The 24530-nt window shown below is 45.6% G+C and carries 17 protein-coding genes; 12 read left to right on the top strand and 5 right to left on the bottom strand.

The window, feature by feature from the left end:
- Positions 1–76: 76 nt before the first annotated feature.
- Together AACQ75_RS11140 and AACQ75_RS11145 are read right to left on the bottom strand one after the other, a co-directional pair.
- Positions 77–1858, bottom strand: a complete 1782-nt coding sequence (locus AACQ75_RS11140; RefSeq protein WP_170888655.1) for an alpha-amylase family protein — start codon at positions 1856–1858, stop codon at positions 77–79.
- Between the two features lie 197 nt (positions 1859–2055).
- Positions 2056–3294, bottom strand: a complete 1239-nt coding sequence (locus tag AACQ75_RS11145; protein ID WP_094164641.1) for a DEAD/DEAH box helicase — start codon at positions 3292–3294, stop codon at positions 2056–2058.
- 325 nt (positions 3295–3619) lie between these two features.
- Between AACQ75_RS11145 and AACQ75_RS11150 the strand changes: the two genes are divergently transcribed.
- Positions 3620–4393, top strand: a complete 774-nt coding sequence (locus AACQ75_RS11150) for a hypothetical protein (protein WP_019282010.1) — start codon at positions 3620–3622, stop codon at positions 4391–4393.
- Between the two features lie 47 nt (positions 4394–4440).
- Here the strand turns inward: AACQ75_RS11150 and AACQ75_RS11155 are convergent, their stop codons facing one another.
- Positions 4441–5808, bottom strand: a complete 1368-nt coding sequence (locus tag AACQ75_RS11155; protein ID WP_026028818.1) for an L-serine ammonia-lyase — start codon at positions 5806–5808, stop codon at positions 4441–4443.
- A gap of 123 nt (positions 5809–5931) precedes the next feature.
- Here AACQ75_RS11155 and AACQ75_RS11160 point away from each other — a divergent pair, with 123 nt between their 5' ends.
- From AACQ75_RS11160 to AACQ75_RS11190, 7 genes are all read left to right on the top strand, one after another.
- On the top strand, positions 5932–7401 hold the full coding sequence (locus AACQ75_RS11160; RefSeq protein ID WP_170888656.1) for a protein adenylyltransferase SelO: 1470 nt from the start codon (positions 5932–5934) through the stop codon (positions 7399–7401).
- 117 nt (positions 7402–7518) lie between these two features.
- Positions 7519–8247 carry a response regulator gene (locus AACQ75_RS11165; protein ID WP_026028047.1) on the top strand — a complete coding sequence of 243 codons (729 nt, stop codon included), beginning with the start codon at positions 7519–7521 and terminating at the stop codon, positions 8245–8247.
- Positions 8248–8249: 2 nt separating this feature from the next.
- Positions 8250–9704 carry an ATP-binding protein gene (locus AACQ75_RS11170; protein ID WP_170888657.1) on the top strand — a complete coding sequence of 485 codons (1455 nt, stop codon included), beginning with the start codon at positions 8250–8252 and terminating at the stop codon, positions 9702–9704.
- A 146-nt stretch (positions 9705–9850) separates the two neighbouring features.
- Positions 9851–11104, top strand: a complete 1254-nt coding sequence (locus AACQ75_RS11175; RefSeq protein ID WP_170888658.1) for an ABC transporter substrate-binding protein — start codon at positions 9851–9853, stop codon at positions 11102–11104.
- 458 nt (positions 11105–11562) lie between these two features.
- Positions 11563–12558 carry a TRAP transporter substrate-binding protein gene (locus AACQ75_RS11180; protein WP_017043538.1) on the top strand — a complete coding sequence of 332 codons (996 nt, stop codon included), beginning with the start codon at positions 11563–11565 and terminating at the stop codon, positions 12556–12558.
- 133 nt (positions 12559–12691) lie between these two features.
- Positions 12692–13378 (top strand): TRAP transporter small permease, encoded by a 687-nt coding sequence (locus AACQ75_RS11185; RefSeq protein WP_026028632.1) that lies wholly within the window; start codon positions 12692–12694, stop codon positions 13376–13378.
- A 3-nt stretch (positions 13379–13381) separates the two neighbouring features.
- On the top strand, positions 13382–14743 hold the full coding sequence (locus AACQ75_RS11190; RefSeq protein ID WP_013857190.1) for a TRAP transporter large permease: 1362 nt from the start codon (positions 13382–13384) through the stop codon (positions 14741–14743).
- A gap of 49 nt (positions 14744–14792) precedes the next feature.
- On the opposite strand, the gene AACQ75_RS11195 is transcribed toward AACQ75_RS11190, so the two are convergent.
- On the bottom strand, positions 14793–16133 hold the full coding sequence (locus tag AACQ75_RS11195) for a sigma-54-dependent transcriptional regulator (RefSeq protein ID WP_170888659.1): 1341 nt from the start codon (positions 16131–16133) through the stop codon (positions 14793–14795).
- Between the two features lie 49 nt (positions 16134–16182).
- On the bottom strand, positions 16183–17970 hold the full coding sequence (locus AACQ75_RS11200; protein WP_170888660.1) for a sensor histidine kinase: 1788 nt from the start codon (positions 17968–17970) through the stop codon (positions 16183–16185).
- Positions 17971–18551: 581 nt separating this feature from the next.
- Between AACQ75_RS11200 and tig the strand changes: the two genes are divergently transcribed.
- The 4 genes from tig (at position 18552) to lon (ending at position 24421) form a co-directional block, all read left to right on the top strand.
- The gene (gene tig / locus AACQ75_RS11205) at positions 18552–19853 is read left to right on the top strand and encodes a trigger factor (RefSeq protein WP_013857186.1); all 1302 of its coding nucleotides are present in this window, start codon (positions 18552–18554) and stop codon (positions 19851–19853) included.
- Positions 19854–19958: 105 nt separating this feature from the next.
- Positions 19959–20585, top strand: a complete 627-nt coding sequence (gene clpP, locus AACQ75_RS11210; RefSeq protein WP_010317461.1) for an ATP-dependent Clp endopeptidase proteolytic subunit ClpP — start codon at positions 19959–19961, stop codon at positions 20583–20585.
- A gap of 83 nt (positions 20586–20668) precedes the next feature.
- Entirely contained in the window at positions 20669–21949 is a 1281-nt protein-coding gene (gene clpX / locus AACQ75_RS11215) for an ATP-dependent protease ATP-binding subunit ClpX (protein WP_013857185.1), read from the top strand.
- 120 nt (positions 21950–22069) lie between these two features.
- Positions 22070–24421, top strand: coding sequence for an endopeptidase La (gene lon, locus AACQ75_RS11220; RefSeq protein WP_013857184.1), 2352 nt, complete (start codon positions 22070–22072; stop codon positions 24419–24421).
- The last annotated feature ends 109 nt before the right edge of the window (positions 24422–24530 follow it).

Here is a 24530-nt window from a genome sequence, read left to right on the forward strand (position 1 = left end):
CTTTAGCAAAACAAGCCAGCACGATGAAGATGCTGGCTTGTTGTATTGAAAGAAGACCAATGACTCTCTTTGAGGTTTAAATATTATTGAGAACCATGAAATGGGTCGAAAGTGGGGTGAAGTCGATCATCACATAGCTCTCTTGTTCGTTGACGAAGAGCGTCAGCGTTTGTTGATTTAGCGGGTCGAATAGAGTGTGCTCACCACAGGTTAACTGCCAATAAGTGGTCAATGCTTTAGGTAAATGCAGTTTTACGGTTTTGCCACTTGTGGCACTGAAGTTCGCTGCGATGATCAGCTTTTGTGACGGGTTAGAGCGAGCAAAGGCAAATAAGTAATCTTGTTGGTCGGAGAAGTGTTCAACATTGGCGGCGTACAGATCATGATATTCACCGGTCAGTGCGGGGCTCTGTTTGACTAAATTCAGTAATGTTGAGTAGAAATGGCGCAGCTGCTTCTCGCTCTCGTTTAATTGGCCACCATCAAATGCGCCGTTATTCATCCATTTTTGGTGTTGTGGAACACCGATATAGTCAAAAATAGAGGTGCGAGAAGGCTGGCCAAAGCCGGCATGTTCCGCTCCCGGTTCGCCCACTTCTTGCCCAAAATAAAGCAAGGTTGGTGAGCTGGATAAACAGGCTGAAATCAACATGGCTGGGCGTGCTTTATGTGCTTCCCCTGCAAATTCAGGCGAGGCAATTCTCTGCTCGTCATGGTTTTCCAAGAAATGCAGCATGTGATGCTCAATGTCGCGCAGTTGATATTCAATACGACCAATCTCTTTGGTAGAGCCGTGTCCTTGCATGATGGCTTTGAGACTATCGTAAAGGTCGACTTTGTCGTACAGATAGTCCATTTTCCCGATCTGGATGTAATCGCGGTATAAATTTGGCTGATACACCTCTGCCATTAAAAAAGCATCGGGGTTGTGTAGTTTAATTGCCGAGTTGAGATAGCTCCAAAATTCAATCGGTACCATTTCGGCCATATCATAACGAAAGCCATCCACGCCTTTATCGATCCAATAAAGAGCGATATCCCGAAATTTACGCCATGAATCCGGGACTCTTTTGTCTTGCCAGAAAACGGCGTGTTCAAGGTGAGATAGAAAACGGTATTGCTGCGGAAGTTCGGTAAAATCTTTGCTTCCATCCGGTTTGATGCCGTAGTTTATTTTGACGGTTTCATACCAATCATCGATGTTCGGCTTGGCCAAACGAGATCCATTGCCTGTCCATTTTGCGGGGTGTTCGTAAAACGGGGTGGCTAAATCTGGGTGGCATTCACCGCCCAACGGTAGCAATGAGGTGGGAATATCTGGCAGTTTAAAGGAGGTGTCGGGTAGGTAATAGAAGTTATTGTCCCTGGTGTATTGCACACTGGTATCATCATTTTCACCAAAATCATTGACTCCGACAGGGTTATTGAGCCCTTGATATTGGCGCGCCACGTGGTTAGGGACAATGTCGATGATGACTTTCATGCCCGCTTGGTGTGTACGCTTAATCAAGGCTTCAAATTCGTGATTACGCTGAGCTGGGTCGTCGGCTAAATCAGGGTTTATCGAATAGTAGTCTTTAATGGCGTAAGGCGAGCCCGCTCTACCTTTGACAACACTTGGGTGATCATTCTCTATTCCCCATGCACGGTAATCACCCACCAGTGCGTGATGTAAAACACCGGTATACCAAATATGAGTGATCCCAAGTTGATGAATTGCATTGAGTGCATCGTCAGTGAAGTCACTTAATTTACCGACGCCATTTTGTTCTTTCGTTGCCCAAGGTGTGTAGCAACAGTTTGTATTACCGAATAAGCGCGTGAAAACTTGATAGATAGTGTATTTGTTGTAAGCCATAACGTGTCAACCTAAGCGATGATGGGATGCGAGAAATAGGAGATGAGTTGCAGGCTAATAGAAGTTGATGAAGACAGAATCATCCTTGAGTAGTGATTTTGGGGCGTAGAGAGAAAGAAGGCGTAAAAGTGTGATGCGGGAATGGTTTAGTCAACAAAATCCCACCGGGCGGTGGGATTTGTAAAGAAGCATTATGCTTATGAGCGTTTTTCTTGTTTAGGGCGAGGGCTACGACGCGGTGCACTTGAGTGCTCGTTATCACGCTTTTTCAAGTGGTAATTTAAAATGGAAATAGGCACGTCTTTTTTCGGTGTGAAACCTTCAATTTCTTTACGCACAAGCAAATGTCCTAAGCGGCTTTCAATCATGCACAAGTTTTTAAAATCATCGCGTGATACGAGAGAAATTGCTTCGCCGGTTGCACCAGCACGACCTGTTCGTCCAATACGGTGAATGTAGTTCTCCGCAGGATAAGGCAAGTCGTAATTCACCACTCTTTCTAAGTTGTCAATATCAATACCGCGCGCGGCAACGCCCGTTGCAATCAAAAATTGCAGTTTACCTGCTTTGAAATCGGCTAATAATTTTTCACGAACTTCTTGGCTACGGCCACTGTGAAACGCCTCTGCCGCAATGCCCCGCTTTTCCAGTTGGCTCGCCAGCTTTGCCGCACCGTGTTTGGTTTCGATGAAAATCATCGCCTGTTGCCATTGGTTTTCAGTAATCAAATGGCTCAGTAGTGCAGATTTTTGATCTTTATCGACAGTGATAATCCACTGCTCAATTTGATTTGGCGTGCGGTTGTAACCAGCGACATCAATTTCAATCGGATCATTAATGGCTGATTTAGCCAACTCGCGCACTGGGCGAGAAAGGGTCGCCGAAAACAGCAAGTTCTGACGGTTTAGTGGTAGGCGATCAACAATTTTATTGATGTCTTCAATGAAACCCATGTCGAGCATGCGGTCAGCTTCATCCATCACCAACACTTCAAGCTCATCAAAATGAACGGCGCGTTGGCCATACATATCAAGCAAGCGCCCCGGCGTGGCGATCAAAATGTCCACCCCTTCAATCAAGCGTTGTTTTTGTTTTTGCGAATCGACACCGCCGTACATCGCAAGGCAGGTTAAGGGCAGATACTTTGCGTATTGAGTGACGTTCTCTTCCACTTGCAGAGCCAATTCGCGAGTGGGCGCTAAAATTAATGCGCGAACACGTTTGGCGCGCTGAGTTGTTCCTTGACTAAGCATCTGCAAAATGGGCAGTACAAAGCTAGCGGTTTTACCCGTACCGGTTTGCGCTGCCGCAATGACATTTTTACCCGTCAAAATGGCTGGGATTGCCTGTTCTTGAATCGGTGTTGGGGCAGAATAGCCGACTTCGTGAACGGCTTTTAAGATTGGATCGCTCAATCCTAGGTTGGAAAATGGCATGCGGGCTCTCAGAGTTAAAAAGTCAAAACAGTTAGCAAGCGATGGCTTTGCTCAGCGTAAGGCGCTACGTCCTAATACTTTGAGTGCAACTCATCGCAAATTCGGCGCATTCTAGCATGAACTCTTCAAATGCGGTGAGATACCTCAGTGTCAGCGATCGTCTCTTTATTCAGAATAGCGCCTCGTTGCCGAGTCACTAATATGAGATACCAATAAGATTGTTATCAATGAGTGCAGGGAGTTGGATTGGCATCACAGAGCTTTTAGAACAAGTGGGATCTATTTTCGATATATTAACCTTACTTATTTGTCAGGGAATAGATTCATGGAATATCAGCAGCTACCGATTCAGTATACTGTGGTGAGTGCGTTAAAATTAGTCCAAAAAAATTGGCTGACTCTCATGCTGCAATCTTCACCTTTTTTGGTGGTGAATCTCTATTTCACGATTGGTGTTGTTGACTTTGATGATCCACAACAGTTGTTTACATTAACGAATGTGATTGTTTATGTGCTTTATACGGTAACGGCGGCGATGGCGACAGTGCGCTTGCATCGTTTGGTTCTGCTGGGTGAAAAATCTTGCCGTTTGAGCACGATTTTTTACTTAAGTTCGCGTGAATTGCGCTTTATTGGATGGTGGGCCGCGTTAGGCGCTATGCTGTTTGCCATTCTAATCATACCCATGTTTATCATTGGCTCGCTGGCAAATATAGTGACTATGCCAATGTGGTTAATCCAGCTTTGTACCTATGCCGCAATGCTGCCTATTGGCTGGTTTATCTCCCGCTGGTCATTAGTTTTGCCAGCAACAGCACTAGATCATCAACCTAGAGGTTTGAGTGTCGCGTGGCAAATGTCAAAGCCCCACGCCAAAGCACTATTTGTGCTGATAGGTGTGATCCCCATGCTTATCAACGCACTACTACAGCCCTTGTTTAATCTACATTTTCTGCCATTGACATTACTATTGTCACTCGTCTGGTTAGTGGTTTGTGCGGTTGAGATTTGTGTGTTGTCGCTCAGCTTTCAGTGGATTGTGCAGCGAGAAGCGATTACCCAGAACCAAGAGTTACGCATTCCTGAATTTACCGCTTAAACAAGCCCTGTATTCACACAGGGCTTGATGAGGATTGAACGGTATTACTATTCACAAGGTGGTGATAGGTGGATTAACGCTAAGCCGCCTAATGAGGTTTCACGATATTTCCGATTCATATCTTTCCCCGTCTGGTACATGGTCTCAATCACTTTATCTAGAGAAATTAAGCATTTGCTGGTCCGTTTTAGGGCCATGCGTGAAGCGTTAATCGCTTTCACAGCTCCCATTGCATTGCGTTCGATGCAAGGGACTTGAACTAAGCCACCCATTGGGTCGCATGTCATACCCAATGAATGCTCCATGGCAATTTCAGCCGCCATGCAAATTTGTTCGTTGCTGCCACCTCTTAGCGCGGTCAACCCTGCCGCTGCCATTGAGGAAGAGACTCCAATCTCTCCTTGACAGCCTACTTCGGCCCCTGAAATAGAAGCATTGGTTTTGTACAAAATACCAATAGCGCCAGCCACGGCGAGAAAATCTTTCAACTGCTTAGTGTCAAGCTCTCGGATAAAGCGGTGGTAATACATTAATACGGCGGGTATCACTCCTGCCGCGCCATTGGTTGGCGAGGTAACCACTTGCCCTCCCGCTGCATTTTCTTCACTGACCGCGAAAGCAAACAGGTTAATCCAGTCCATGATCTCCATTGGGTCACTTTCAATCGCCGCGTTAGCTTCCAGCTTTTTGAGCAGTGCTGGTGCGCGGCGCGTGACATGCAACCCACCTTCGAGAATGCCTTCCGTTTCAAAGCCGCGCTGCATGCAGAGCGACATCACTTTCCAGATTTGATCGGCTTTGTGGTTAATCGTTTCAAGGTCATGAAATGCTATTTCATTGCGCAAAACGAGACTGCCTAAACTTAAGCCATGTTTTTCGGCTTTAAAGAGTAATTCATCAGCAGAAGTAAAAGGAAATTCGACCTCCACGGGTGCATTTGCACTACCGTGTTCCAACTCTTTGGCGGTAGCAACAAAACCGCCTCCCACCGAGTAGTAAGTTTCAAAGGCTAACGTTTCTCCTTGCGCTCCCAAAGCGGTAATCGTCATACCATTTTCATGTAAGGGAAGATTAGTATTTTGGAAGAGGAGGTCTGTTTTTAGCTGGAATGGAATGAGCTTTTTTCCCGCTAAATTAAGCTCACCGTGTTCAATAGCATGCGCTAGCGCTTGATTGGCGCTGGTGATTTTGATGGTGTCAGGCTTATTGCCCAGCAGACCTAATATCACGGCGCGATCAGTGTGGTGGCCACGTCCTGTAAGTGATAATGAACCGTAAAGGTCAATCTGCACTCTTGCCACTTGCGTTAAATCAGCAATGATTTGGCTAAATTGATAGCCTGCAATCATTGGCCCATTGGTGTGTGAGCTAGAAGGGCCCACACCAATTTTAAAAATATCAAAAATGGATAACATCGACTTCACCTTGAATGTGACCTGTAATAGGTGACAACTTTGCCTAATAATACCCTAGTCTAGAGCTCAAGTATTTGCTAACGTGCAAAAGTCTAACCAAAAACCATATTATGAGGACTTCGCATGTCGATTTGGAATGAAGTAACACTGCACACTCGCTATGGTGAATTACCCTCGGCTTTTTATTCTCCAGTGAACCCAGCGCCTTTAGACAATGTGCGTTGGGTTGCTTGGAATGCCTCACTGGCTGGCGATTTGTCTTTACCAACACAACCTAATGATGAGCTACTGCACAGCCTGTCTGGCCAAGTTATTCCCGCGCAATTTAAGCCATTAGCGATGAAATACGCGGGCCATCAATTTGGTATTTATAACCCTGATTTGGGTGATGGCCGTGGTTTACTACTGGCCGAAATCGAGAGTAAAACGGGCGAAGTGTATGATCTGCATTTGAAGGGTGCTGGACTTACGCCTTATTCGCGTATGGGGGATGGCCGCGCCGTACTGCGCTCCACTATTCGCGAATACTTGTGTAGTGAGGCGATGGCGGGTCTTGGGATTGCGACCACAAGAGCATTAGCGATGATGAGCAGTGACACGCCTGTTTATCGAGAAAAACAAGAGCGAGGTGCGCTGCTGGTACGTGTAGCGCAGAGCCATATTCGCTTTGGCCATTTTGAACATTTTTTCTATACCAACCAATTAGCAGAGCAAAAGCAACTGGCTGATAAAGTGATTGAGTGGCATTACCCTGATTGCCTTACACAAGAAAAACCTTATGCGGCCATGTTTAGTCACATTGTTGAGCGTACTGCTAAGATGATTGCTGATTGGCAAGCGGTTGGATTTGCCCATGGTGTGATGAATACCGACAATATGTCAATTCTCGGTCAAACCTTTGACTACGGTCCTTTTGCTTTTCTCGATGATTATGAACCGACTTATATTGGCAATCACTCCGATTATCAAGGCCGCTACGCGTTTGATCAGCAGCCGCGTGTGGCGTTGTGGAACCTGTCCGCTTTAGCTCATGCATTGTCACCGTTAGTGGAAAGAAGCGATCTGGAAGCGGCACTCGCTCAGTTTGAAGCGCAGCTCGGCCGTTATTTTAGCCAGCAAATGCGTCGTAAATTGGGGTTGTTGACCTCTCTGCCCGGTGATTCGGTGTTGTTTGAGCAAATGTTTGAGTTATTAACCAAAAATCACACCGATTACACTCGCTTTTTCCGGCAACTATCCAACTTGGATCGAGAAGGGGAGCAACCTGTATTGGATCTCTTCATTGACCGCGCTGCCGCTCAGTCTTGGCTTGAACAGTATCTGGCTCGTTGTGAGCGAGAAATCGACAGTTCGGGGAACGCGATTTCGATTGAGCAGCGCTGCGCAGAGATGAGAAAAGTGAATCCGAAATATATTTTGCGTAATTATTTGGCTCAACAAGCGATTGATAAAGCAGAACAGGGTGATTACCAACAAGTGCACCAATTAGCACAATTGTTAGCCAACCCTTATGCCGAGCAGCCGGAAAAGAGTCATTTTGCCCAGCTTCCTCCTGAATGGGGGAAAAAAATGGAAATCAGTTGTTCCTCATAAGTAACGCATTTTGTGATCTCTATCTAGACAGAATTCAAACTTTACATAAATATCAATAATCAAAAAAATGACCTATAGCTACACTAGGCCGATCAGTTGAAAATATGGATAGTGGACATGCAGGCAAGAACGCGCATTCTAGTCGTGGATGATGACGAAGAGATTCGGCAATTATTAGATGAGTACTTGACGAAGTCTGGTTTTGATATCGTCACCACCGCGGATGGCATCGAGCTATTAGCCTATTTGGAACGTAACAGTTATCCCGATCTTATTTTGTTGGATGTGATGATGCCCGGAGACGATGGTTTTACTTTATGCCAAAAAATCCGTCGTCATTCGAACGTTCCTATCATTATGTTGACCGCGGTTTCTGATGAAACTGACCAAATCATTGGTTTAGAAATTGGCGCGGATGATTATGTGGCGAAACCTTTCAACCCGCGTCAGTTAATGGCGCGCATCAAGGCTTTGCTGCGCCGGGTACAAGTCAATGATGAAAAAACAACCGATGCGCTGCCCAAACAGATTACGTTTGGTGATTGGCAACTCGATACCTTGTCACACCGAATTACACATCTAGAGCGTGCTGATGAGCATGACTTGTCGGGCAGTGATTTTGCACTACTGATGCTGTTTTTAACCCGGCCTAAGGAAGTGCTTGATCGCGATACCATCTCATTTGCTACTCGTGGACGTGAAGCGCTCCCTTTTGAGCGAGGTATCGACGTGCAACTTAGCCGTTTACGTCAGCGATTGGGTGATAGTGCAAAATACCCTCACTACATTAAAACCATGCGTGGCAACGGCTATATTCTGGCCGTTCCGGTCAGTTACGGCCATTAAAAATGACGCTAAGACGTCTCTTTTCACGCTTAAAACCCAACTCTCTTGTCTCACGAACACTGCTGCTGACTTTGTTGGCGGTGGTGATAGCGCAGGGCATCGCAACGGCGATTTGGTACAGCCAATCTAAACAAAAAGAGTTGGAAGGGATAAGTTCCGTTTCTTCTAGCATGGCAGGTATGTTTGCTTCCACCGTGACCTTTTTTCAATCACTACCCGTCAAATATCGGCATATCGTGCTGGATCAAATTCGCAATATGGGGGGAACCCGTTTTTTTGTCTCATTCAATAAAGAGCCATTGACTGTGGAGCCGATTATCGATACGCCGCTCAAGCGAGCTTCAGTCGATGCGGTGAGGGAAGTGTTGCAACAAAAGCTCAATAACGTTGAGAGTATTCAAGTTGAATTTACCAAACCAGAACATTTGCGATTACTAAAAAACGATATTTTTCTCAGCGACTTACCCAAGTCGTGGGCCTACCATACACTCACACTTGAACCGCTAAACCCGCCAGTGCTGGTGGTGCAAATCGAACTCTCAAGCCATGAATGGGTTTACGTGGCGGCGCTACTTCCCGCTCCATACGTGAAATTGGATGACACTCTACTAAGAAAAGAGCAGATCTTATTTCTCTTTTTTTCCACCACCATTTTGTTAGCGTTGACCTACTTGCTTATGCGCCGCCAAGTTCGGCCACTGAGAAATTTAGCCAAAGCGGCGAATGAGATGAGTATGGATATTGCCCAGCGTCCCTTGCGTGAAGAGGGGGCGACAGAATTGATCACAGCGACCCGCGCATTCAATCGTATGCAGCAACGAATTCGACGTTACGTGGCCGATAGAGAGCATCTGTTTTCGGCCATCTCTCATGATTTAAAAACACCCATCACCCGCTTACGCCTAAGGGCTGAATTGCTCGAAAGCGATGTTAAGCGGGAAAAATTTAACCGCGATCTCGATGAGCTAGAGATGATGGTTAAAGGGGCATTGCAGTGCGTGCGAGATACCGATTTACACGAAAATAACAGCAGTATTGATCTCAATGAGATGATTCAGACGATTGCAGAAGGGTACAACTTAACTCGCCAAGTGGTCCATTTTACGCCTACACAGCTTGAACCGATAATCGCTAAGCCTTTAGCTATTCAACGAGTATTGACAAACTTGATTGGCAATGGCGTGAAGTATGGTCAGCAAGTGTGGGTGAAGTTGGAAGAAAATCCAGAGTGGGTGATTATCACCATCCAAGACCAAGGCCCGGGGATCCCGATAGATAAATTAGAAGCGGTCTTTGAGCCCTATTTTCGCCTTGCCGATGATGATCAAGGCCACGGTCTTGGCCTTGGAATATGCCGAAGTATTTTACATGGACACGGCGGAGATCTCATTTTACGCAATCCAGCTCATGGTGGTCTGGAAGCACAAGTCTTTATCCCACCTACCTTAGCGGTGTAGTGTAACGCTTTCGTTACGTTAAAATTACGGTTTGTTTCAACGAAAAAAATTTTCTTTGATTAGACTAGTAGGTAAACGATCAGCACTTTAATGGTTAATAAAAGTTTGCGAATCAGGTTGCCGAATCAAAACCAAGGAAGATGATGATGAAATTTCATAACACTCTGCTTGCTTTATCTTTCCTCTCTGTCTCTTTCATCCCTTCGACTCACGCTGGTGAAGTGGAAGTACTCCATTGGTGGACTTCCGGTGGTGAAGCCAAGTCGATAGCTGTGCTCACCGAAATGTTGGAGCAGCAAGGCCATAGTTGGAAAGATTTCGCTGTCGCAGGTGGTGGTGGTGAAAGTGCCATGACGGTATTGAAAACGCGCGCGGTGTCGGGTAACCCACCGTCGGCGGCTCAAATTAAAGGACACGATATTCAAGAATGGGCGGGGCTTGGTTTTCTCACGAATCTTAATGATGTAGCCAAACAGGGTGGTTGGGATGAAGTCGTACCACCGATGATCACCAATGTCATGAAGTGGAATGGCCAGTATGTGGCCGTGCCAGTTAACGTGCATCGCGTCAACTGGTTGTGGGTTAACCCTGCGGTACTGGCTAAAGTGGGTGCTAAAGTGCCAACTACGTTAGACGAGTTTTTTGTTGCGGGCGATAAGATCAAAGCCGCGGGTTATGTGCCACTGGCGCACGGTGGCCAACCTTGGCAAGACGCGACGGTTTTTGAAACGGTGGCGTTGAGCGTTCTTGGCTCACAAGATTACGTGAAAGCGTTTGTTGAGCTCGATATGGCTGTGCTCGCGGGCGAAAAAATGGTTGACGTGTTCAGCCAGTTTAAAAAAGTTCATGACTACATTGATGTTAACTCTCCAGGCCGTGATTGGAACGTTGCGACTTCAATGGTGATAAATGGTGAAGCGGCGATGCAGATCATGGGCGACTGGGCAAAAGGGGAGTTTACCGCAGCGGGCAAAGTTGCGGGTAAAGATTACCTGTGCGTTGCCGCGCCAGGTACGGCCGATCAATTTATCCATAATGTCGATAGTTTTGTCTTTTTTGAGCTAACTGATGCAGACAATAAGCAGGCGCAAAAAGCGCTAGCCGCCACGATCCTAGATCCTAAATTCCAAGAGGTATTTAACCTCAACAAAGGCTCGATTCCGGTACGCACAGATATGAATATGTCAAAATTTGATCAGTGCGCGTTGGACTCAATGGCGGCCTTTAAAGCGACGGCTAAGTCCAACAACCTTGTGCCCAGTATTGCCCATGGTATGTCGACAACCAGCTATGCCCAAGGCGCGATTTTTGATGTCGTAACGAACTTCTTTAATGATCCGAAAGCGGATCCAAAACAAGCAGCACAAAAACTAGCGAAAGCGGTGAAAGCTGCAATGTAGCCCTAACCCCCAGAGTGGGTAGGTTTTTTAGCCTGCCTGCTCACCCTCTTCTTGTAGCACACCACTTTCTGTGTGCTACTAACATAATCTGTCGGTTCTAACCAATTAGCGCGCTCTCCGATAAAGAGCTCGGGGGGAGTGCCCAAACTAGGCTTGCTGTTTGGGCGGAGGGTGCGCTTCCTTCCTGTTTCACATTTTTTTGTCATTCTCATCGCCGCCCTTTGATGGATTTAGCTGGGTGTCATTTCTCACCCAAAATTCATATTCCTTGGGTCATTTTCTACCCATTTTTGCTTTCTATCATAAGATTCTATGGGTTGTTGTTAACTGAATAGTTGGCGACACCTTATGGTTACTGGCTTGTTAATGGAATGTGTCATGTTGGCTTGTTAATTGCCTTATAGAAAACAACCAGCACCCATTGATGGGGCTGATATGTTCAATCAAGGAGAATAATAATGTTAAAGCCACTGACTTTGCTGACCGCTTCCATTCTTGCTGTAACCAGTTTTAATGCGGCCGCAAATTGCGACCCCGGCGAAATCGTCATTAAGTTTAGCCACGTCACGAATACAGATAAGCACCCTAAAGGTATTGCGGCTTCGCTGCTTGAAGAGCGTGTTAATAAGGAGATGAATGGTAAGGCTTGCCTACAAGTTTTCCCTAATTCAACCTTATACGATGACGATAAAGTATTGGAAGCCATGCTAAACGGCGATGTGCAGCTAGCGGCGCCTTCATTATCAAAATTTGAAAAATTCACCAAAAAATTCCGTATTTTTGACCTGCCATTCCTATTTGAGGATGTGGACGCAGTTGACCGTTTCCAAAACTCGGCTGACGGTGAAAAACTGAAAAATTCAATGACACGTCGTGGTGTAAAAGGGTTGGAGTTTTGGCATAACGGTATGAAACAGATGTCAGCCAATAAACCTCTACTCGTTCCGGCGGATGCAAAAGGATTAAAGTTCCGTGTACAAGCATCTGATGTACTGGTGGCTCAGTTTGAGCAGCTTGGTGCAAACCCGCAAAAAATGTCTTTTGCTGAAGTGTATGGCGGTTTGCAAACCAAAGTTATTGATGGTCAAGAAAATACCTGGTCCAACATTTACGGTAAGAAATTCTTTGAAGTGCAAGATGGTATTACCGAAACCGATCACGGCATTTTGGACTACCTAGTGGTGACGTCAACCAAGTGGTGGGACAGCCAGCCAGCCGACGTGCGTGACCAGTTCGCGACCATTTTAAAAGAAGTCACTGAAGCGCGTAATGCGGAATCAAACAAAGTCGAGCTCCAAAATAGACAATACGTGTTGGAAGCCGGAGGCGTGATCCGCACTCTCACACCTGAACAGCGCCAGCAATGGGTTACAACGCTGAAGCCTGTGTGGCAGAAATTTGAAAAAGACATCGGTTCAGATTTGATTGAGGCAGCGCTGGCTTCAAACAAATAATCAGCCTCCAACCCCACCTTGCGTGGTGGGGTTGGACTCAACGCGTTTATTGCTCGTCTCATTGATAACTAACCTGAAGCCGTGCGGTGACCTTGAGTCAATTCCGATAATTACTATGAGAGCGATGTATCACATGGAACACTCTTTTTTCTCTAAAGTCGGCCGATTTACCGATGCGATTGAAGAAATGCTGATTGCATTCTTCTTGGGCTCGATGACCTTATTAACGTTCGTTAACGTTGTTTATCGCTATGTTTTTAACGGCAACATTTTATGGGCATTGGAATTAACCGTGTTCATGTTTGCATGGATGGTACTGGTTGGTGCGTCCTATGGGGTAAAGAAACACTTTCACATCGGAGTTGATGTGGTCATTAACATGGTGCCTGCAACCATGCGAAAAGTGTCTGCACTGGTCGCGGTGGCTTGTTGTTTAACCTTTTCTATTTTACTGCTCATCGGTTCGTGGAATTACTGGTATCCGTTTGCGACTGAGCGTGCTTGGTATGAAACCGACGATATTCCTATGCCGGAAATGCTGCAATTTCTTTCCGATTGGCTCAATGAAGGGGAGCGCTATGAAAAAATGCCGCGCTTTATTCCATACATGGCATTGCCTATCGGGATGGGATTACTCACTTTTCGCTTTTTACAAATCGCCTATCAAATTCTCAGCGGTAAGTTAGACAGAATGATTTCTGGCCATGAAGCCGAGGAAGATCTTGAAGCGCTGAAAGCGGAAATGGCACAAGTGAGCGAGACCATGTTAGAGCCGAACCGCGAAGCGACCCCGCCTATTGATTCTCGCAAGGAGCGTTAATTCATGGATATTTTACTGCTGTTTGTTATGGTCATCGGCTTTATGTTAGTCGGTGTACCCATTGCTATCTCGCTCGGATTATCCAGCGTTCTGTTCCTACTTTGGCACTCCGATACTTCTTTAGCGTCAGTGGCTCAAACCTTGTTTAACGCTTTTGAAGGCCATTACACTTTGCTTGCGATTCCATTTTTTATTTTGGCTTCCAGCTTTATGTCAACCGGAGGTGTGGCAAAACGCATTATCCGTTTCGCTATCGCTATGGTGGGTTGGTTTCGGGGAGGGCTTGCGATTGCTTCGGTAGTGGCCTGTATGATGTTTGCGGCGCTGTCTGGTTCTTCGCCTGCTACAGTGGTGGCGATCGGCAGTATTGTTATTGCCGGAATGGTTAAAAATGGCTACAGCAAAGAGTTTGCTGCGGGGGTTATTTGTAATGCTGGTACATTGGGCATCTTGATCCCACCTTCGATTGTAATGGTCGTGTACGCAGCCGCGACCGATGTATCGGTAGGGCGCATGTTTTTAGGCGGTGTGATCCCAGGTTTATTAGCGGGTTTGATGCTGATTGTTGCTATCTACATTTTTGCACGAATTAAAAACCTGCCGAAACAACCTTTTGTGGGTTGGAAAGAAGCGATCTTCGCCGCCAAAGATGCCAGCTGGGGTTTGTTGCTGGTGGTGATCATCCTCGGCGGGATTTACGGTGGTATCTTTACGCCAACCGAAGCGGCTGCGGTGGCAGCGGTATACGCTTTCTTGATTGCCAATTTTGTTTACAAAGATATGGGGCCGTTCGCCGACAAAGAAAATACCAAACCTGCCTTGGTCAAAATCGTGCAAGCCTTTTTCCATAAAGATACGCAAGCGACTTTGTTTGATGCAGGCAAACTGACCATCATGCTGCTGTTTATTATCGCCAATGCATTGATATTGAAACATGTTCTGACCGAAGAGCGCATTCCGCAAATTATTGCTGAATCGATGCTTTCTGCCGGTCTCGGGCCTATAACATTTTTGATTGTAGTCAACATATTACTGCTACTTGGTGGTCAGTTTATGGAGCCATCAGGGCTGCTGATCATTGTTGCTCCATTGGTCTTCCCCATCGCCATCGCACTCGGTATTGACCCCATTCACCTTGGGATCATGATGGTGGTGAACATGGAAATAGGGATGATCACACCGCCCGTCGGGTTAAACTTGTTTGTCACTGCAGGGGTTGCCAAAATGTCGATGATGAATGTGGTGAAAGCGGCGCTACCGTGGGTGGCGATTATGTTCCTATTTTTGATGATTGTGACCTACGTGCCTTGGATTTCCACTTGGTTACCAACCACCTTAATGGGGCCGGAAATCATCACTAAGTAACCAAAATGCTGACCTGAAATTTCTATGGCTGCGGCATGTTATTAGAGCTCTATATTTTATAGAGCTCTTTGTCTAATCCGTAACGCTGCATTTTGTCGTACAACGTTTTACGCGGTACGTTGAGCCTTTCCATTGTTTCATTGATACGCCCACCACACTCAATCAATGCTTGTTCGATCACGGATTTTTCAAATTCGGCCACTTGTTCGACTAAATGGGTGGGTAATTTTTGTGATGGCTCGTTGTCGCCTAACTGAACCAGTTTCCCCAATAGCACATAGCGCTCTGCGGCGTTGCGTAGTTCGCGCACGTTTCCCGGCCAGTCATGGCTGATTAAGCGCTGCATTTCAGGTTGAGAGAGTGCGGTTGCCGCTTTACCGTAACGAGCCGCGGCCACTAACAAAAAATGATGGAAAAGCGCAGGAATATCCTCTTTACGTTGGCGAAGTGGTGGAATATCTAATGTGACAATGTTTAAGCGATAGTAGAGATCTTGACGAAAGGTGCCTGCTTGAGCTGCTTGCTTTAAATCGACTTTTGTTGCGGCGATGACTCGAATATCCAGAGGGATCAAGGTATTGGATCCAACTCGTTCAATGACTCTTTCTTGCAATACGCGTAATAAACGAATTTGCGCCTGCATCGGCATTGATTCAATCTCATCCAGAAATAAGGTGCCGCCTTGTGCATGTTCAAATTTGCCAATGCGTTTGGTTTCAGCGCCAGTAAAGGCGCCTTTTTCATGGCCGTAAAGTTCACTTTCTATCAAATTTTCAGGCACTGCGCCGCAGTTCAGTGCGACGAAATTGAGCTCGCGGCGAGAACTCTGCTCATGTAACGAGCGAGCAACCAGCTCCTTTCCTGTGCCAGTTTCGCCAAACAGTAGAATGTCAGCCTGAGTGTCGGCGACATGAGTGATGGTGTCCCTTAACGCTTGGATGTTGCCAGTATTACCGATAATGCGTGGTCCAAGAGTTTGGCTCGCTTTTAAGCTGCGTTTTAGCTGCTGATTTTCTAACGTTAAGTGGCGTTTTTCTATCGCACGGTGGATGGTTTCTATCAAGCGTTCAGTAGCAAAAGGTTTTTCGATAAAATCGTATGCGCCATCGTGCATCGCTTGTACGGCCATCGAAATATCGCCATGTCCTGTGATCAAAATAACAGGGACCTCAGCATCTTGATGATGAATCGAGTTGAGTAAGCTCTGGCCACTGAGGCCAGGTAAGCAAATATCACTCACCACCACAAGAGGCAGCCCGTCGGCTTTGGCCGCCAGTAAGGCTTCTTCCGCACTGGAAAATAACCGCGCTGTGAGGTCGGCGAGCTCGAAACTTTGCGCAATGGCGATACGGATATCCGCCTCATCATCGATAAAAAATACATCACACATTGGTTGTCCTTAACTGCTTTTTATCTTTAAACCATACTTTGTCTGTAAATCACGCGCTTGGCGTAACGATCGGTAGAGAGACTGAAAATCGCGCCCCACACTGCGGTGAACTGGTCATCGTTAACTCACCGTTCATGCTTTGTATTATCTGCTGTGAAATCGACAAGCCTAAGCCTAAGCCATTTTTTTTCGTGGTGAAAAACGGTTCGAAAAGATGGGCTATTTTTTCTTGTGTAATTCCCGGGCCGTTATCATCAATATGGATCAACACTTGAGAGGCCTTGCACTCAGTGCTCAAACGAACGCATTTTTGATGCTGTTCCTCAAGGGCCTGTATCGCGTTGGTTAGCAAGTTAATCAAGACTTGTTCTAGTTGGATTGGATTGACACGCACCCAAAGATCCATTGTGGGTAATTCCATCTCAAACTGAATCAAATTCGATTTAAATTGCGGTTGCATCAACTCTTTTGTCGACAAAATAATCGGTAATAATTGCGCGTTCACTTTCTCATCGGTGTTACTTTTTCGCGCAAACGATTTGAGCTGTTCACTGATTTTAGCCATGCGTTCGGTGAGCGCTGAAATGCGAGTCAAGTTGTCATCGGTCCGTTCCGGCTTACCATTGGCTAAAAAACGCCGCCCATTGTCGGCAAAACTGCGGATAGCGGCCAGTGGATTATTCAGCTCGTGACTAATACTGGCGGACATTTGCCCAAGCACAGCCAGTTTCGCTGCTTGGATCAATTCATCTTGAGTTTGGCGTAACATGCTCTCTGTTTTACTTCGCTCCGCAATTTCCGCGTGCAGTGCAGAGGTTCGCTCCATCACCAGAAACTCTAATTTTTGTTTTGCTTCAGACTGTAACTGTTCGATTTGGCGCTGTTTGAGTTGGCGGTGATGAACCAGTAATAGCCCTAAGTAGACGATGGCAAACAGCATGCTGTTGATCAGAGTAAATCCAAAGCTATCCCAGAAAATGTTTATTTTGGGCGATAAAACCCGAATGTTTAGCCCGATACTGGGCAGCGGTTTGGTTGAAACGATGAAATCGCCTTTAATCCAAGTTTGATAAGGATTTTCCCATTCGGCAACGGATGCGCTGAAATCGCCGATCAATCCGAGTGAGCGAATGGAGGTATCAAGATATTGGCGGCTATTTTGAACCGCAATTCGATCGCTTTCGCTCAGCATGGCAACACTTTTAAACAGCCACTCCGGTTGGCTGGACATGAAAATAATGTTGTTGCTGTCGGTGGCGACAAAATAGCTTTGTTTGCTCTGCCAGTTTTCCTCAATCGCGGAAAGATCCATTTTCACTACCACTACGCCAATGACATCCGCGGCATAAACGATAGGGTAGGAGTAGTAATATCCTCGTTGCCCCGATGTTGATCCTAACGCAAAATATTGGCTCTCTTGCCCAGTTATGGCCGTTTTAAAGTAAGGCCGCCAAGCGAAGTTTCGGCCAATAAATGAATGAGTGAGGTGCCAGTTACTTGCTGCGATCGTGTTGCCATATTGGTCGATGAGGTAGGTGTCAGCGGCTTGAATCACTTCATTGACCTGTTCTAAATAGCGATTAGTGATTTCAATTTGGGCGCTATTGCTGGGGCTGTGTAAAGCGTCAATGAGTTCTTTATCTTTGGCTAGCAATCTTGGGATATGTGCATATTTATCAAGTTTTGTGGCGATGTGGCTAGAGAATCGCTCTAGCTGAGCTTGATGTTCAATCAATAAACTTTGATAGTTGTGCCGCCAAACAAAATGCGCCCCAGCCGCGGTAGACAAAAGGAATAACGTTACAAAAATAAGGTTTACTCGGTGAATATGTAGCATCCTTTCTCCATGTTCAGCGGCGCGACAATGGCAGTTCTTTTGCGAGAGATATCCATTTTTGCAAGTGATAATGCTCCCAGCATTGACTCATAATTCTACTGGTTTTCCTTTGGGTGATGTTTAAAAAGAGCGCAATTGTGGGGTGCAAAACAGGAGCAAGATCTCTTTTTACGCTTTCGGGGTAAAAAAAGCCTCGATTCCCTTGAAAAAGCCTTTATTGTCCCCATTTCAAAACTGTGCTTTTTCACGTTGGTGGAATTTTTAGCACTTAGAAAGCAATTTAGGGTACGGAATCATCTCTCTGCGGTGATTGGCTCGACAGCACTGATTCTGGTCGGTAGAATGTCGCGTCTAAATTTTCTGTCCTGAGACTAATCAGAGATACCTTTTGTGATGCATTAGAGTCTCTAAAGATATCGCTTATTAGTCCAATATTGGGTCTTTTGGCCAATGTTGATGCTGGTTTTAATATAAGTGTTCGGATAGAGCACAACACAAGGATGCAGCCAAGCACAAGGCATCGCCTAAGTTGCGGCTCATATTGCTCAGAAATACTGGGCCAGTTTTGAGGTTTATAAATAATGCAAGTTACTGTTGAAACGCTAGAAGGCCTAGAGCGCCGTCTGAATATTACTGTTCCTGCTGCTAACATCGAAGATGCAGTTACAAAAGAGCTACGCAATATCGCTAAGAATCGTCGTTTCGATGGTTTCCGCAAAGGCAAAGTGCCTTTGAAAATGGTTGCGCAAATGTACGGTAAAGCGGTACGTCAAGACGTCATGGGCGAAGTGATGCAACGCCACTTCATTGAAGCTATCGTAAAAGAGAAAATCAACCCAGCAGGCGCACCAACATTTGCACCAGTTTCTATCGAAGAAGGCCAAGACCTTGTTTTCAATGCAACTTTTGAAGTATATCCAGAAGTTGAGTTAAAAGGTCTAGAAAACATCACTGTTGAAAAACCAGCGGTTGAAGTGAAGGAAGAAGACGTTGCTGAGATGCTAGAAACGTTACGCAAGCAACAAGCAACGTGGAAAGAAGTAGACGCAGCTGCGGAAGCGGGTTCGCGCGCGACGATCGATTTCGTTGGTTCTATTGATGGCGTTGAGTTTGAAGGCGGTAAAGCTGAAAACTTCCCTCTAGAAATGGGTGCAGGTCGCATGATCCCTGGTTTTGAAGACGGTATCGTTGGCAAAACCAAAGGTATGGAATTTGAAATCGACGTTAACTTCCCTGAAGATTACCACGCGGAAAATCTAAAAGGTAAAGCGGCGAAATTCGCAATTAAAATCAACAAAGTTGAAGTGCGTGAATTACCAGAGTTAAACGACGAGTTCGTTGCCAAATTCGGTGTCGCTGAAGGTGGCGTTGAAGCGCTGAAAGCTGAAGTTCGCAAGAATATGGAACGTGAACTTAAGCAAGCAGTAAAAAACCGCATTAAAGAGCAAGCGATTGAAGGTCTAGTCAAAGAGAACGATATCAATGTTCCTTCTGCACTGATCGATCAAGAGATCGACGTACTGCGTCAACAAGCTGCACAACGTTTTGGCGGTAACCCAGAAGCGGCCGCTCAACTACCACGTGAATTGTTCGAAGAACAAGCAAAACGTCGCGTAGTGGTTGGCCTACTTCTTGGTGAAGTGATCAAGTCTGAAGAGCTAAAAGCTGACGAAGATAAAGTGAAAGCATTGATCGAAGAGATGGCAACAGCGTACGAAGATCCAGCTGAAGTAATGGCATACTATTCTCAAAATCAGCAAATGATGAACAACATGCGTAACCTTGCTCTAGAAGAGCAAGCAATCGACGCGATCATTGCTAAAGCACAGGTTTCTGAAAAGGCTGTTAGCTTCAATGAGCTAATGAACCAGCAACCTGCTTAATAAGCAATATGTAGCGTAGGTGGTTGACTACAGGTTAACTATTCTGCTAACAATGGTCCGTGTGATACCCATCATTCGGGCCATTTATTTTAGGGACATAACAATATGAGCTACCAAGAAAAAAACGCAATGTCGCCAATTTTTGACGCGCTAGTACCCATGGTGGTTGAGCAGACTTCCCGCGGTGAGCGCTCATACGATATTTATTCTCGCCTACTCAAAGAACGAGTGATTTTCTTAACGGGTCAAGTTGAAGATCACATGGCTAACCTTGTTGTAGCGCAGCTGTTGTTTTTAGAATCGGAAAACCCTGATAAAGATATTTTCCTCTACATCAACTCGCCAGGAGGTAGTGTGACTGCTGGTATGTCAATTTATGACACCATGCAGTTCATCAAGCCGAATGTTAGCACTGTTTGTATGGGCCAAGCTTGTTCAATGGGAGCATTCCTATTGGCTGGTGGCGCTCCGGGGAAACGTTATGTGTTACCTAACTCACGCGTGATGATTCATCAGCCGTTAGGTGGTTTCCAAGGCCAAGCTTCGGATATCCAGATCCATGCTCAAGAGATCCTTACCATCAAGCAAAAACTCAACAAATTGCTTGCTGAGCATACAGGCCAACCGCTTGAAGTTATCGAGCGTGATACCGACCGTGATAACTTTATGTCTGCTGACCAAGCTGTGGAATACGGTTTAGTCGATGCAGTCTTGCGTCACCGTGGCGAATAACAGTTCTCAGAATTGTTTAACGCATTTTGGCGTAATTTGAGTTACACTCAGACGATTAAAAGTAAAGGCTAAGAGGTTAGCGAATGACAGACAAAAGCAAAGAGAGCGGTAGTAGTAAACTGTTGTATTGCTCTTTCTGTGGCAAAAGCCAGCACGAAGTTCGCAAGCTGATCGCCGGTCCTTCTGTTTACATCTGTGATGAATGCGTTGATTTATGTAACGACATCATTCGTGAAGAGATTAAGGATGTTCTGCCAAAAAAGGAATCTGAGGCGTTACCTACGCCGCATAAGATCCGTGAACATCTTGATGACTATGTGATTGGCCAGGAACATGCAAAAAAAGTGCTCGCAGTGGCCGTATATAATCACTACAAGCGTTTACGAAACGGTGATAAAACGAGCGATGGGGTTGAGTTAGGTAAGAGTAATATTCTTCTTATTGGCCCAACAGGTAGTGGTAAAACACTGCTTGCAGAAACATTAGCTCGCTTCCTAGACGTACCTTTCACAATGGCAGACGCCACCACATTAACTGAAGCAGGTTATGTCGGCGAAGATGTTGAAAACATCATCCAAAAGCTGCTGCAAAAATGTGATTATGACGTTGCAAAAGCGGAACGTGGTATCGTCTACATCGATGAAATTGATAAGATTTCTCGTAAAGCAGAAAATCCTTCAATTACACGAGATGTCTCAGGTGAAGGGGTTCAGCAAGCGCTGTTGAAATTGGTGGAAGGCACTATAGCTTCAGTTCCGCCGCAAGGTGGCCGTAAGCATCCACAACAAGAGTTTTTACAGGTAGACACATCCAAAATCCTCTTTATCTGTGGTGGTGCATTTGCGGGCCTAGATAAAGTGATTGAACAACGTGTTGCGACAGGTTCAGGTATTGGCTTTGGTGCGGAAGTTCGCTCTAAAGATGAAACCAAAACTATCGGTGAGTTGTTCAATCAAGTAGAGCCTGAAGATTTGGTAAAATATGGGTTGATCCCTGAATTTATCGGTCGTCTTCCCGTAACGGCTACCTTGACAGAGCTGGATGAAGAAGCTCTGATTCAAATCTTGTGTGAGCCGAAAAACGCGCTGACGAAACAGTACGCAGCCTTGTTTGAGTTAGAGAACGTTGACCTAGAGTTTCGTGAAGACGCATTGCGCGCCATTGCAAAAAAAGCAATGAACCGCAAAACGGGCGCACGTGGTTTACGCTCTATATTGGAAGGTGTACTACTCGAAACCATGTATGAACTGCCATCGGTAAACGATGTCAGCAAAGTGGTTATCGATGAATCAGTCATTAATGGTGAATCACAACCGCTACTAATTTACAGCGGAAATGAGAGCCAAGCGGCTGGCGCAGAGTAAATCTCAATCAGAAATATTTAAAGGAGGTAGCAAATACCTCCTTTTTTTTATTCTGTTATTGAATCCAGTGAGTTAGCCCCCATATACTCGGTAATCAGTTGAAGCGGAAGAGAGAATAATATGAACTTGGAACGTTCCGAGCGTATCGAGATCCCCGTACTACCTCTACGTGACGTGGTGGTTTATCCTCACATGGTCATTCCTTTGTTTGTTGGCAGAGAAAAATCCATCCAATGCCTTGAAGCGGCGATGGATAACAACAAGCAAGTGTTACTTGTGGCACAAAAGCAAGCGGAAACCGACGAACCGAAAATTGAAGATCTTTTTGAAGTCGGGACAGTTGCAACGATTTTACAACTTCTGAAATTACCTGACGGTACCGTGAAAGTGTTGGTTGAAGGCCAACAGCGAGCGAAAATTGATCGCTTCATCGAGCGTGAATTTTTCTCCGCAGAAGCGCAGTATCTTGTCACTCCTGAGTTGGATGATAAAGAGCAGGAAGTCGTCGTTCGCAGCGCAATCAACCAATTTGATGGTTTTATCAAACTCAATAAGAAAATCCCGCCTGAAGTATTAACGTCGTTAAATGGGATTGATGAAGCAGCGCGTTTGGCTGATACCATCGCCGCTCACATGCCATTGAAATTGATTGAAAAACAAAAAGTTCTCGAAATTGTTGATGTCAGTGAACGTTTGGAATTTTTAATGGGACAAATGGAAGCGGAGATCGATCTATTACAGGTTGAAAAACGCATTCGTGGTCGCGTTAAAAAGCAGATGGAAAAATCTCAGCGTGAGTATTACCTCAACGAGCAGATGAAAGCGATTCAGAAAGAATTAGGTGAGATGGATGACGCACCTGATGAATTTGAAATGCTGAAGAAGAAGATTGACGATTCCAAAATGCCGCAGGAAGCGCGCCAAAAAACGGAACAAGAGCTGCAGAAATTGAAGATGATGTCTCCAATGTCTGCAGAAGCAACCGTTGTGCGTAGCTATATTGATTGGATGGTCAATGTTCCTTGGGCAAAACGTTCAAAAGTTAAGAAAGATTTGGCAAAAGCTGAAGAGATTTTAAATGCCGATCACTACGGTTTAGATCGTGTCAAAGAGCGTATTTTAGAATATCTCGCGGTACAAAGTCGTATCAACAAGCTGAAAGGGCCAATTTTGTGTCTTGTTGGTCCCCCGGGCGTTGGTAAAACGTCTCTTGGCCGCTCGATAGCGGCGGCAACAGGTCGACAATATACCCGTATGGCGTTAGGTGGAGTGCGTGATGAAGCAGAAATTCGTGGTCACCGCCGTACTTACATCGGTTCTCTTCCGGGTAAGTTGATTCAAAAAATGGCGAAAGTTGGCGTGAAAAACCCACTGTTCCTGCTTGATGAAATCGACAAAATGTCTTCAGATATGCGTGGTGACCCATCTTCCGCATTGTTGGAGGTGCTTGATCCTGAACAAAATAGCACCTTTAACGATCACTATTTAGAAGTGGACTATGACTTGTCTGATGTCATGTTTGTTGCGACATCAAACTCAATGAACATCCCAGGTCCGCTGCTTGACCGTATGGAAGTTATCCGCCTTTCCGGATATACAGAAGACGAAAAGCTGAATATTGCTAAACGCCATCTAGTGACTAAGCAAGTTGAGCGGAATGGTTTGAAGCCTCATGAAATTGTTATCGAAGATTCAGCCATCATTGGTATTATCCGTTATTACACACGTGAGGCGGGCGTACGAAGCTTAGAGCGAGAGATTTCAAAAATTTGCCGTAAAGCGGTGAAGAAAATCTTGTTGAATAAAGACATAAAAACCGTGGTAGCCAACCAAGAGAATTTAAAAGAGTTTCTAGGTGTGCAACGTTGTGATTTTGGCAAAGCCGACGACAGTAACCAAATTGGCCAAGTTACGGGTTTAGCATGGACAGAAGTAGGCGGTGATTTGCTGACTATTGAAACCGAATCAATGCCTGGCAAAGGTAAGTTGACGCAAACTGGTTCTCTAGGCGAGGTGATGCAAGAATCCATTCAAGCTGCGATGACGGTGGTTCGCGCACGCGCCGAGAAATTAGGGATTAACGCTGATTTCTATGAAAAGCGTGACATTCACGTTCACGTGCCAGAAGGCGCAACACCAAAAGATGGCCCAAGCGCGGGTATTGCTATGTGTACGGCGCTTGTCTCTAGCTTGACGGGTAATCCTGTGAAAGCGGAAGTCGCGATGACGGGTGAGATAACGTTGCGTGGTGAAGTATTACCTATCGGCGGTTTGAAAGAAAAACTGCTCGCAGCACATCGTGGTGGTATCACCACCGTATTGATCCCAAAAGAGAATGAGCGTGATTTGGAAGAGATCCCTGCAAATGTGATTGCTGATCTAAAAGTCATTCCCGTTCAATGGATTGATGAAGTTTTGAAGATCGCACTTGAACGAGACCCTTCTGGGGTTGAATTTGAAGCTAAAAAATAGTGATGTGCAGCAAAAATAAGTAAAAGATCACGCTGATAGGCTTAAAAAGGCTTGTCAGCGTTTTTTTTGGGCGCTAACGTAAGCCCCTATAGCTTGCAGCCCAGATGTA

This window comes from Vibrio sp. B1-2 (genome assembly GCF_963888445.1).
GTDB classification, from domain to species: domain Bacteria; phylum Pseudomonadota; class Gammaproteobacteria; order Enterobacterales; family Vibrionaceae; genus Vibrio; species Vibrio anguillarum.

Excerpts from the sequence above, each read along its gene's own strand:
- AACQ75_RS11140 (WP_170888655.1), bottom strand. The coding sequence starts at position 1,858 with ATGGCTTACAACAAATACACTATCTATCAAGTTTTCACGCGCTTATTC.
- AACQ75_RS11145 (WP_094164641.1), bottom strand. The coding sequence starts at position 3,294 with ATGCCATTTTCCAACCTAGGATTGAGCGATCCAATCTTAAAAGCCGTT.
- AACQ75_RS11150 (WP_019282010.1), top strand. The coding sequence starts at position 3,620 with ATGGAATATCAGCAGCTACCGATTCAGTATACTGTGGTGAGTGCGTTA.
- AACQ75_RS11155 (WP_026028818.1), bottom strand. The coding sequence starts at position 5,808 with ATGTTATCCATTTTTGATATTTTTAAAATTGGTGTGGGCCCTTCTAGC.
- AACQ75_RS11160 (WP_170888656.1), top strand. The coding sequence starts at position 5,932 with ATGTCGATTTGGAATGAAGTAACACTGCACACTCGCTATGGTGAATTA.
- AACQ75_RS11165 (WP_026028047.1), top strand. The coding sequence starts at position 7,519 with ATGCAGGCAAGAACGCGCATTCTAGTCGTGGATGATGACGAAGAGATT.
- AACQ75_RS11170 (WP_170888657.1), top strand. The coding sequence starts at position 8,250 with ATGACGCTAAGACGTCTCTTTTCACGCTTAAAACCCAACTCTCTTGTC.
- AACQ75_RS11175 (WP_170888658.1), top strand. The coding sequence starts at position 9,851 with ATGAAATTTCATAACACTCTGCTTGCTTTATCTTTCCTCTCTGTCTCT.
- AACQ75_RS11180 (WP_017043538.1), top strand. The coding sequence starts at position 11,563 with ATGTTAAAGCCACTGACTTTGCTGACCGCTTCCATTCTTGCTGTAACC.
- AACQ75_RS11185 (WP_026028632.1), top strand. The coding sequence starts at position 12,692 with ATGGAACACTCTTTTTTCTCTAAAGTCGGCCGATTTACCGATGCGATT.
- AACQ75_RS11190 (WP_013857190.1), top strand. The coding sequence starts at position 13,382 with ATGGATATTTTACTGCTGTTTGTTATGGTCATCGGCTTTATGTTAGTC.
- AACQ75_RS11195 (WP_170888659.1), bottom strand. The coding sequence starts at position 16,133 with ATGTGTGATGTATTTTTTATCGATGATGAGGCGGATATCCGTATCGCC.
- AACQ75_RS11200 (WP_170888660.1), bottom strand. The coding sequence starts at position 17,970 with ATGCTACATATTCACCGAGTAAACCTTATTTTTGTAACGTTATTCCTT.
- tig (WP_013857186.1), top strand. The coding sequence starts at position 18,552 with ATGCAAGTTACTGTTGAAACGCTAGAAGGCCTAGAGCGCCGTCTGAAT.
- clpP (WP_010317461.1), top strand. The coding sequence starts at position 19,959 with ATGAGCTACCAAGAAAAAAACGCAATGTCGCCAATTTTTGACGCGCTA.
- clpX (WP_013857185.1), top strand. The coding sequence starts at position 20,669 with ATGACAGACAAAAGCAAAGAGAGCGGTAGTAGTAAACTGTTGTATTGC.
- lon (WP_013857184.1), top strand. The coding sequence starts at position 22,070 with ATGAACTTGGAACGTTCCGAGCGTATCGAGATCCCCGTACTACCTCTA.